Source organism: Acinetobacter rongchengensis (assembly GCF_003611475.1).
GTDB lineage: Bacteria > Pseudomonadota > Gammaproteobacteria > Pseudomonadales > Moraxellaceae > Acinetobacter > Acinetobacter rongchengensis.
The window spans coordinates 88,365-98,639 of record NZ_RAXT01000009.1 but is presented as its reverse complement, the minus strand read 5'-3'; the positions used below and the strand labels follow the sequence as shown (position 1 = coordinate 98,639).

Here is a 10,275-nt window from a genome sequence, read left to right as displayed (position 1 = left end):
AGTAAGCTTCTAAGTTTTTTATTTATTCGTCAAACTTAACATTATTATGAATTTATCGCAATCAACGCGAACACTATTTATTTAATTAAACTATTGTAATTAAATAACATTTAAACAAATATTCATGTTTTTTAATTGCAATTATTGTGATATTTTTCTACTTATTTTATTTCAAAATAAAATGGTTTAAGGTGTTCATTATTTACCTAAAAAGCATGCTTTTTCTATCGCCCGACGATTCACCAAACCCTGAACAGTCTTGCCATTTGCTTTAATCCAAACATCAAATTGATGGCTTGCAGCCTGATAATCGCCTGTATTTAAAATTTTAACTAAGGTCGAGTTCTGAAAAGCACCTGCGCCGATGTTATACGCCAACGAGACTAAAGCATCAAACTGATGCTGATTCAATGGAACCTGTACAGCTTTAGACACAGCAGCTTCAAAACGTTTTAAGTCATGCAACATATAGCTATTTGCTTGTTGAATCGTGCAACAATCCCCATCTTTTACTAGCTGCCCATTCGGAAAAATCGTTGTACCAAATCCAATCGTCCAAACCCCTACACTATCTTGATAAGCATTTAAACGTAAACCTTCAAAATGAGAAATAAGCTGAACACCTTTTTCACTGATTTGCTGAAGCGTATCTTGTGCATAGCCAATATTTTGCTCAGTTGCATGATCAACGGCAACAGCAAAGTCATCTCTTGAATCAGCTTTTGAGCTAAAAATTATCGAGATTAATTTAGATATAATTCTAGGAAAAGATGAATTCATAATTTAACTCAATAAAATAGCTTTTTATTCTAAAATTTGTACGCTAGAACAGGAAATCTTTATGCGATATTTTTTGTTAAAATCGTATTCATATCGCTTAAAAAGTAAATTTGTTTTAATCGGGTTATCGCTCTTCGAGAACCGCTATTTTCAATAGATAAAGTTAAAACCATATAAAAAGTATGTGTATATCACATAACCTTGCTCATACTACAATTTTATTCAAATAAATACCCAGATTTCGAATTGTTCTACCTTAGTTAATATGTTATCAATGAATAAGTTGAACAATTAAAAATTAAGGAGAAATATTATGCTTTATAAACACATTCTTCTCGCGATAGACGATTCTCCTATTTCCTATGCTGCAATCGCACATGCAGAAAAACTTGCAATTGCCTTGAATTGTAAAGTTACCGTGACCAGTGTGATCGCGGTCGATCCATTTAAGGGAGTCGATTTTTATAAAGTTGCCCCTGCTGTTACTCAATACCTCATGGAAGCTGAACAGAATGTGCAAAATCGTTTAAAAGATGTTCAAGAAACTTTAATTCATCATGGTGTGAGCGTTGTCGAGACGAAGATTGTCAGAGAACTACCGCCAGCAACAGGTATTTTAGAAGCGGCTGATGAGTTGAATGCTGACCTTATTGTCATGGGCTCACATGGCCGTACTGGATTTAAAAAATTTTTCTTGGGAAGCGTTGCACAAGAAGTGCTTTCGATTAGCCCATTACCAGTACTGATTATCAAATCAGTCAATGAACTTGAATAATATTTAACGTGTTTGCAATTTTAGTGGTTTACCAATTGATTTTTAAATAAACAGGAGATTTCCTCATGTCATATCAACATATTCTTGTTCCAGTCGATGGCTCTGATATTTCTTATTCTGCTATTAAACATGCAACTGAAATAGCCAAAGCTTTTGGAAGTAAAGTCACTGCAATTAGTGTGGTGTCTGAAGATCCATTTGCAGCTGCGGACTTCTATTATACTTCTGCAATCTTGAAGGACTATGTGACTGAAGCGGTAAAAAATGCAGAAGAATCTTTAGTCAAAGCACAACAGATTGCTCAACAACAAGGCTTGAGCATTAATACTCAAGTGGTTAAAAATGCTGTTTCCGCGGAAACTGTCGTAACAACTGCTGAAGAATTAAAAGCGGATCTTATTGTAATTGGTTCTCATGGTCGAAAAGGTTTTCAAAAGTTCTTTTTAGGCAGTTTTGCTCAGGACGTTTTAGGGCAAACAGAATTACCTATTTTGATTGTGAAACAGTAATTTTATCGTTGTTGGTTTAAATTTTTTAAATGCTATATCGTTCCCCTCTTTAGCGTTGTGCTCTGTACAGCTAATAATGAGGGGAACTTTTTTAAATCAAATGCGTTTGATTTAATGACTTGATTTAAATTGCAATAACCTTCACCAAGATGGTTTGAAATTCTTCAAAATCATCAAAAATTTGCTTACGTGTTAATTCTTTCGATTTCACTTTAAAATCGTGATTTTGATAATGAATTATATTTGGAATTTGATCAAAATAATTTGCATCGGCTTCTATACTTTCTTCAAATAAAGGTGTGCCAAGTTGGTATTCTCTACTTTTAAGGACAACATACTTAACTGTAGTTTTCATTTAACGCACTCCTTTTTCATATGCACTTTATTTTTATTTATATCACTTTTTTACACCGTTGAAAGATAAAATATTGCTAAATTGTCTAGTTATTCCCCATTTAACCCTAAAAAAAAGAAAACCCACCTTATCTAAAAAGTGGGTAGACCATCAACTTACAGCCTGATTGCGCTGAACTGTCATTATTAAAATACAGTGATTCTTGTGGTTGTCTAAGTTTTTCTTATTGAGTTCATTATCTCAGGGAAATATGACAACTCTATTGCATTCACCTTATTCATATCTATTTTTTTAATATATTTGATTTAAAAATCTACAATTAAAATGTGTTATAACTAACTGTTTTATTTAATTATTAGCTATTATACGACTTAGCTCATCCTTTTAAATGGTTGATTTCAATGGTTTTAAAACAATGTTGTGATTTATTAGAATCGTTAGGCTTAAAAATTGCATTTATTGAAAGTGCCAGCTCAGGGTATTTAAGCAGTCAATTCTCAATTTACAAAAATAGTGGTGCAGATATTTTATTGGGAGGTTTAGTCAGTTACGATCCTTCGATTAAAATTTCAATACTGCATATAGAAACTCAGTTGATTGAGGCTTTTAGTGCTGAATCAGCTCAAGTTACGCAACAAATGGCAATACAAGGTAAAGTTTTATTTGAGCAGGCTGATATTGTTGTGAGTTGTACAGGTTTACTTAAAAGTGGTGGTAGTGCGACACCGACCAAACCCGAAGGTACTTTCTTCATTTGCATATATTTCAACAATCAATTATTTAATTTTAAATACTTGATTGAAGGTACGCCTTTAGAACGACTGAATATATTGACTGAAAATGTCGCAATAGAATTATTGACCATTCTGCATTGTAAAAGTATATAAATGATTCATTAGCTTATGAAAATACAATTTTACAACGCCTAATGAAATAAATTGATTCACTTTTTTACTAAAAAACGGTAAATTTTACACATTCTGCACAAGCAATAACATTAATGAATAGGAAGCTTTATGAAACTTCAATTTGCTTTAATTTCTTCTATAGCATGTTTAACTTTAGCGGGTTGTGCAGGTTCTTACCCAGAAAGAGTGGTAACTAAAGGGCCTTTAATCTGTGAGGCAAACGAAATTTGTCCTGAACTTGCTATGCGTTGGAATGAAGAAGATCGTAATGGTTTTAAAATTACAGCTGAAATCAATAATTCAAACAAATATGACATCAAACAATTTGTATTCTTAGTTGACGGTCAACCTTATGCATACTCAACCATTAACCCAACGCAGTATACAGGAACAGTTTCAGCTAACTCTATCAATGTTCCAGTAAGCTTCTTGAACTCTTTCCGCAGTGGTAAAGAAATTACGCTTAAATTAGTCACCGATAAAGGTGATATCGAACGCCCTATTTTAAAGGCTAATGGACAACAATCTTCTGCTTATTTAACGTTCTTAAAAGGTTATACAGGTAAACTTGCACAATAATTTAAATGCTTTAGCCTGAAATAAAAAAACCAGACTTAAAGTCTGGTTTTTTTATGCTTTAACAATCAATTGAATGATTAAAATACTACTTCGGCTCAATTGGTGTAAAAGGTGCAACGACATCTGCATTTTGAGCACGATGACGCATAAAATGATCCATTAAAACAATTGCAAGCATGGCTTCTGCAATCGGTGTCGCACGTACACCTACACATGGGTCATGACGCCCTTTGGTTAAAACATCGGTGTCTTCACGATTGATATTAATCGTTTTACCTGGCGTGGTAATAGATGCTGTTGGTTTTAACGCAATCGCAACACGAATGGTTTGACCTGAAGAAATCCCCCCCAAGATACCGCCTGCATGATTTGCCAAGAAACCTTCTGTAGTGAGTTCATCACGAGTTGTATGACCAAACTGACCCGCTACAGCAAAACCATCACCAATCTCCACACCTTTCACTGCATTGATTGACATCATCGCATGTGCAATATCTGCATCTAAACGATCAAAGACAGGTTCGCCCCAACCTACAGGCACTTTTTCTGCCAAAATCTCAAGTTTTGCACCACAGCTTGTCCCTTGCTCACGAAGTGAAGTAACCAGAGCTTCAAAACGTGGGACAGCGTCTACATCGCCACAGAAAAAAGGATTATTCGGGACTTCATTCCAATCTAAGGTTTCAGCAACTTCAGGGCCGATCTGCGTCACATGACCGCGGATAACAATACCGAATTTTTCAGCCAAAAATTTCTTAGCAATTGCACCTGCAGCGACACGCATGGCTGTTTCACGTGCGCTAGAACGTCCGCCACCACGATAATCACGGAAACCATACTTTTGCGTATAGGTATAATCTGCATGCCCCGGGCGGAATGTCTGTGCAATATTGCCGTAATCTTTTGATTTTTGGTCAGTATTTCGAATCAGCAAACCAATTGAAGTCCCCGTGGTTTTACCTTCAAAAACCCCTGAAATAATTTCAACTTGATCAGGCTCTTTACGTTGTGTCGCAAATTTAGATGTTCCCGGTTTGCGTCGATCCAAATCTTTTTGTAAATCTGCTTCAGATAATTCAAGACCGGGTGGAACACCATCCACAATTGCCATTAAGCCAGCACCGTGAGATTCACCACAAGTCGTTACACGGAAGAGTTGTCCAATACTATTACCTGCCATGCTCACGACTCCTTAAACTTGAGTAGATTGAATAAATAAATCACGGAATTTACGACATTGTGCAGCAGTTAAAGCAAAAATACCTGAACCACCGTTTTGGAATTGTAACCAATAGAAATCAATGGTATTGAAGTTTTGACGCATCGCCCATTCAGAATTACCGACTTCAATCACAATTAAGCCATCTTCAGTCAGATAATCCGCAGCCTGAGCCAACATTTTACGTACTAAATCTAAACCATCTTGACCTGCTGCAAGCGCAAGTTCAGGTTCATGGTGGAATTCATCAGGTAAATCTGCCATGTCTTCTGCATCTACATATGGCGGATTTGAAACAATTAAATCATATTGATTTTCTGCAGGAATTTTTGAGAATAAATCTGACTCAAGTAACGCAACTTGATATTGCTTATCGTGATGTTCTGTATTGATTGAGGCAACTTCTAAGGCTTCTTTAGAAATATCCGTGGCATCAACTTCCGCATCAGGGAAAGCATAAGCCAAAGCAATTGCAATGCAGCCTGAACCTGTACACATATCTAAAATACGTTGTGGTGTTTTAGCTTTCGCATTTTCAGGCAACTGATTATTTGCTTCACGCATTTGACCATTTTCGTCTAAGCAATATGGCGCAAAACGATTATTAATTAATTCTGCAATCGGTGAACGCGGAATCAGTACACGTTCATCGACGTAATAAGGTTTATTACAGAAATAAGCTAAATTTAATAAATAAGACGTTGGAACTTTTTCGTTGATACGACGTTCTAACAGACTTAAAAATTCTGCTTTTTCACTTGGTAATAATTTCGCATCCAGAATTTCAGCATCTGCTTTCCATTCCAATGACATTGTTTGCAAAACCAGTGCTGAACTTTCAGCAAAATAGTCTTCCGTTCCTTGACCTAAATGTGCATCGTATTGACGTAATGCTGTAACACCAAAACGAATAAAATCACGAATTGTTGTTAAGTTTTCAGCAGCTTCCTGTAAATGTTCAGGGCTAATAGTCGGTCGATCCACTTAAGGTTTCTCCAAGGTCATATTTTTAAACAGCTTATAATACCTTGTTTTGAGCGACTTTTATAATGCTTTCAAACTTTTTCACCATCGGATTTTCAAACAGATCCTAAAACAATATTTTTTATAATCTGAATGCAAGTCGTTCTAACATGTTGCCACGATTGACCGTTTCTTTTAAGGCACAGGTATAATATTTGCTTTTATACACTTCGGATACAGATTTATTGGCTTCGTCACAACGTTGGTCTCTTTGCTTAACCCATTGTTTCTGATATTTCTTTTGAGCCTTCTTTTCTTTGCCTGAATATAAAATTAAGGTTTTTTTGAATAATGTTTCTACACGGTCATCTTGGTATTTGAACTCATCTTTTGCACAATTTGCAAAGCTATCGCTTTTTGAACTGACACAAGATAAATAGTCAGCGCTATATCCCATTGCATAAATCGGCATTGGCAATAACAAAGCAACCGTTAACCCCAAATATTTTAACGACATTGAATTTTCCCTATAAAAAATCATTCTTTTAATTCAAATATTTCATCGTATTGAGTGTAAAAGATTTGATAGAAATTACAATGCATAAAGCCAATGTGACTGAATAATATAATCAAATTATTTTGATCACAAAGCGAGCACCTTTTTCATCATGCTATGAAAACACGGCATGCTATGCTGAAGAATTGTATATTTTCACGTCACCATACTTGAATTTTATTTTATACAACACTATATAAATCTAATTGTTAAATACTATTTTGAAAGTCGATTTTTAATTCTATGAGCTATAAACACAACAATCTCCTCGCTATGCGTCAATCATGGTGGAATGACGAATCTAATCCGTCTGTTCAAATTGAAAAACAATTTTTTCAAAATACCTTGCTTGAATTAGGCATTTATGAAGCCCCCTCACTAGACGATGTTAAATATTTTTTCTTTAGCTTGCCCAGTATCATCATTGTAAAAGGCTATTCACTTGGATTTACAAATCGTAGTGTACAAGACATGATTACACATCATATTGAAACGAATAAACAATCCTTAATGTTAAGAGAACAGATTAAAATCCAGTTTAGACTGTAACGTCCCAATTTATTCAGCCTAATTTATGCGATTTAAATCAACGAAAGAAGAAATATATCGCCCCGTTTAGCGAATTGAACTATTTAAATAGCGCTATTGCATGTAATATTCTTTACAATTCCTCATCTTTTCGAATCTCTATAAGGATTTTATCTTCATGTCAGATCAGAACGAAAAGCTCAAACAGTTAAAAACCTCGTCAATGGATCGTCGCTTATCTATCGCAAAAGCGTCATTATTAGCAGGAACACGCTGGGCGGCTTCAAGTGCTAGTTCAATGTTTTCGAGTGAAGAAGAAAAAGAAAAGAAACGTAAACAAGCCATGAAAGAACAAGCCAATTACCTTGTTCAAGAGATTGGTAAACTCAAAGGTTCTATCGTTAAAATTGGTCAGATGATGGCGCTTTATGGCGAACATTTTTTACCTGAAGAAATTACACAAGCATTAAACACACTCAATAATCAAACAGTTGCACTGGCTTGGCCAGCGATTAAAGAACAGCTTGTCAGCCAATTAGGTTCCAAGCTTGATGACTTGACCATTGACCATGAACCAATCGGGACTGCTTCCCTTGCACAAGTTCATCGTGCAATACGCAAGTCGGATGGTTTGGAATTGGTTCTAAAAATCCAATATCCTGGCGTGGCTGATGCGATAGATTCAGACATGAGTTTATTTAAAAATATGCTTAAACTCACACGAATGGTTCCTCAAACACGTGAATTTGATCAATGGTTTGATGAAGTTCGTGAAATGATGCATCGTGAAGTCAATTATCACTTAGAAGCTGAAACAACACGTCGTTTTGGTGAAAGACTCAAAACTGATGCACGCTATGTCGTTCCGCAAGTGATTGATCATTACTGTACAGATCAAGTGCTTTGTATGACCTTTGAGCGTGGCGTACCGATTAATAGTCCAGTTATGTTGTCTTTACCACAAGAGCGCCGTAATTTACTTGGTGAAGCATCGCTTGAGGTTGCTGTTCGAGAATTATTTGAATGGGGCGAAATGCAAACCGATCCTAATTTTGGTAACTATTTAGTTCGTTTAGGCAATGGTGAAGACATTAAAGATAAAATCATTTTGTTAGATTTTGGCGCAATACGCCAGTTTGATGCACAACTTCTTCAAGTTGCACGTAATTTAATCAAATCTGGTTATGACCATGATAGCCAAGAAATGGTCAATTCAATGTCTGGTTATGAGTTTTTTGATGCGATGCCACTTAGCATTAAACCTGACATGGCAAAAGTATTTTTGTTAGCGACTGAAGCATTCAGTACCTTGTTAAATAATCCAGATTTACCGCCCGGTGTTATGGATGAACAAAATCGTTATGATTGGAAAAAAAGCCAATTACATAGCCGAGTCATGCAACGTGCGTCTAAATCTATGGCCTCACGTTACTTTAGTATTCCACCAAAAGAATTTATGTTTATTAGCCGTAAATTCATCGGTGCTTATACATTCATGACTGTGATTGATGCGAAAACCAATGTCCGTAAAATGGTCACACCTTTTGTTTAATTAAAGTTTCTTTTTCTATTTTTAAATAGAGTAGAATTACACAAATTAAATGTCAGATTTGTCAATACTCAACTTTTGTTGAGTATTTTCATTTTTAAATAACACATAAAATACAAATATCTAGATAGAAGCCTAAGCGCAATTCAACCACTTATCTTAGGTCAATGAGTTTGTCATCTTTGACATAGTTTTTTATTTTTTTGCATGTCACGATGTTGTTATTCCAACACTAAAAATACAGGGTACGACGGAATGACAAACATGGTCAATAAAGCTCAGGGGTTGGGCTTAAACTTAATAACAAAAATTGCAGGTAGTGATTTACTTGATCAATTTAAACTCCGAAAATTTGTCGAAAAATCACTTTATCAAGGCTCTAAAGCGGGTTTTAAAACATTGACCGCGACTCAGAAAGCCTTTAAGTCTGAATCCAATATCACTAAACAGCGTTTACCCAATCAATCAAAGTCATTATTTGATTTGAGTCTAACTGAAGAACAACAAATGACTGTTGATGCAATGGATCAATTTGCATCAGAAGTTCTATACCCGCTTGCTCATCAAGCAGACCATGATGAAAAATTTCCAAATCAACTTTGGCAATACAGTACCGATCTCGGTTTAAATTACTATGCGCTACCTGAAGCTTTAGGTGGTGTTGCTTCCGAAAAAAATATTGTCAGTAATATTTTAATCGCAGAACGTTTAGCTAAAGGTGATTTTTCACTTGCAGCAGGCTTGCTTTCAACATTTAGTGTGATCAACGCGATCACGCAATGGGGCTCAGAACACGTTCAAGCTACCTATTTACCAAGCTTTGCAGAAGATACAGAAATTCAAGCCAGTTTTGCAGTACAAGAAGCAACTGCTGCTTTTAATCCATTGAAACTCAAGACGAAAGCTATTTCAAATCAGGGTCAATTCAGTATTACAGGTGAAAAAACCTTGGTGATGCTTGGTGAAACAGCAGATGTATTCTTAGTGAGTGCAGATTTTAATGGCAAAGCGGATGTTTTTATCGTAAATCGAGACCCAAGTATTACGGTACAAAAAACATCTGCAATGGGGCTTAAAGCGACAGAAACGGTGACCTTAAAGTTTGACAACAGCCCTGCGCAACGCCTAGGTGATGACGATTTTAATTATCCTGCCTTTTTAGATTTAGGTAATTTAATGTGGTGTGCAATGGCTGTCGGGACATGCGAAGCTGTAAAGCAATACTGTATCCAATACGCCAATGAACGCACTGCTTTTGGCGAGCCGATTTCACATCGTCAAAGTGTTGCATTCATGATTGCAGATATGGCAATTGAAATTGAAGCCATGCGTATGCTGGTTTTAAATGCCACAAGCCTTGCAGAAGCTGGACAACCTTTCCACCGAGAAGCATATTTAGCGCGGTTACTCTGTGCTGAAAAAAGCATGAAAATTGGTACTGATGGCGTACAAATTCTAGGTGGTCATGGCTTCACTAAAGAACATCCTGCTGAACGTTGGTACCGTGATTTACGTGCTATGGCAATTTTACATTCAGGCCTACACGCTTAAATC

At 36.0% G+C, this 10,275-nt stretch carries 12 protein-coding genes; 7 read left to right on the top strand and 5 right to left on the bottom strand.

The genetic code is table 11. The features are described 5' to 3' along the window. Nucleotides 1–198 precede the first annotated feature (198 nt). Nucleotides 199–780 (bottom strand): lysozyme, encoded by a 582-nt coding sequence (locus D7V20_RS07125; RefSeq protein ID WP_120383617.1) that lies wholly within the window; start codon nt 778–780, stop codon nt 199–201. A 313-nt stretch (nt 781–1,093) separates the two neighbouring features. On the opposite strand from D7V20_RS07125, the gene D7V20_RS07120 reads away from it, so the two are divergent. Both D7V20_RS07120 and D7V20_RS07115 read left to right on the top strand, forming a co-directional pair. Beyond that, nucleotides 1,094–1,555 carry a universal stress protein gene (locus D7V20_RS07120; RefSeq protein ID WP_120383616.1) on the top strand — a complete coding sequence of 154 codons (462 nt, stop codon included), beginning with the start codon at nt 1,094–1,096 and terminating at the stop codon, nt 1,553–1,555. 65 nt (nt 1,556–1,620) lie between these two features. Continuing rightward, nucleotides 1,621–2,064, top strand: a complete 444-nt coding sequence (locus D7V20_RS07115; protein WP_120383615.1) for a universal stress protein — start codon at nt 1,621–1,623, stop codon at nt 2,062–2,064. A 124-nt stretch (nt 2,065–2,188) separates the two neighbouring features. Here D7V20_RS07115 and D7V20_RS07110 read toward each other — a convergent pair whose 3' ends face one another. Continuing rightward, nucleotides 2,189–2,419 carry a hypothetical protein gene (locus D7V20_RS07110; RefSeq protein WP_120383614.1) on the bottom strand — a complete coding sequence of 77 codons (231 nt, stop codon included), beginning with the start codon at nt 2,417–2,419 and terminating at the stop codon, nt 2,189–2,191. A 401-nt stretch (nt 2,420–2,820) separates the two neighbouring features. On the opposite strand from D7V20_RS07110, the gene D7V20_RS07105 reads away from it, so the two are divergent. Beyond that, complete coding sequence (locus tag D7V20_RS07105) at nt 2,821–3,306, top strand: CinA family protein (RefSeq protein WP_120383613.1); 486 nt, start codon at nt 2,821–2,823, stop codon at nt 3,304–3,306. A gap of 129 nt (nt 3,307–3,435) precedes the next feature. Continuing rightward, a complete protein-coding gene (locus D7V20_RS07100) occupies nt 3,436–3,906 on the top strand; it encodes a hypothetical protein (RefSeq protein WP_120383612.1) in 471 nt (156 codons plus the stop codon). An 85-nt stretch (nt 3,907–3,991) separates the two neighbouring features. Here D7V20_RS07100 and aroC read toward each other — a convergent pair whose 3' ends face one another. From aroC to D7V20_RS07085, 3 genes are all read right to left on the bottom strand, one after another. Then, a complete protein-coding gene (gene aroC, locus D7V20_RS07095; RefSeq protein WP_120383611.1) occupies nt 3,992–5,086 on the bottom strand; it encodes a chorismate synthase in 1,095 nt (364 codons plus the stop codon). Between the two features lie 12 nt (nt 5,087–5,098). Beyond that, entirely contained in the window at nt 5,099–6,109 is a 1,011-nt protein-coding gene (gene prmB / locus D7V20_RS07090) for a 50S ribosomal protein L3 N(5)-glutamine methyltransferase (RefSeq protein WP_120383610.1), read from the bottom strand. A gap of 121 nt (nt 6,110–6,230) precedes the next feature. Then, nucleotides 6,231–6,605, bottom strand: a complete 375-nt coding sequence (locus D7V20_RS07085; RefSeq protein WP_120383609.1) for a lysozyme inhibitor LprI family protein — start codon at nt 6,603–6,605, stop codon at nt 6,231–6,233. A 282-nt stretch (nt 6,606–6,887) separates the two neighbouring features. Between D7V20_RS07085 and D7V20_RS07080 the strand changes: the two genes are divergently transcribed. From D7V20_RS07080 to D7V20_RS07070, 3 genes are all read left to right on the top strand, one after another. Then, nucleotides 6,888–7,193 (top strand): hypothetical protein, encoded by a 306-nt coding sequence (locus D7V20_RS07080; RefSeq protein ID WP_120383608.1) that lies wholly within the window; start codon nt 6,888–6,890, stop codon nt 7,191–7,193. A gap of 157 nt (nt 7,194–7,350) precedes the next feature. After that, nucleotides 7,351–8,724: an ABC1 kinase family protein gene (locus D7V20_RS07075; protein WP_120383607.1), complete on the top strand. Its 1,374-nt coding sequence runs from the start codon at nt 7,351–7,353 to the stop codon at nt 8,722–8,724. A 261-nt stretch (nt 8,725–8,985) separates the two neighbouring features. Beyond that, nucleotides 8,986–10,272 (top strand): acyl-CoA dehydrogenase family protein, encoded by a 1,287-nt coding sequence (locus D7V20_RS07070; protein WP_171407774.1) that lies wholly within the window; start codon nt 8,986–8,988, stop codon nt 10,270–10,272. Nucleotides 10,273–10,275: the final 3 nt, after the last annotated feature.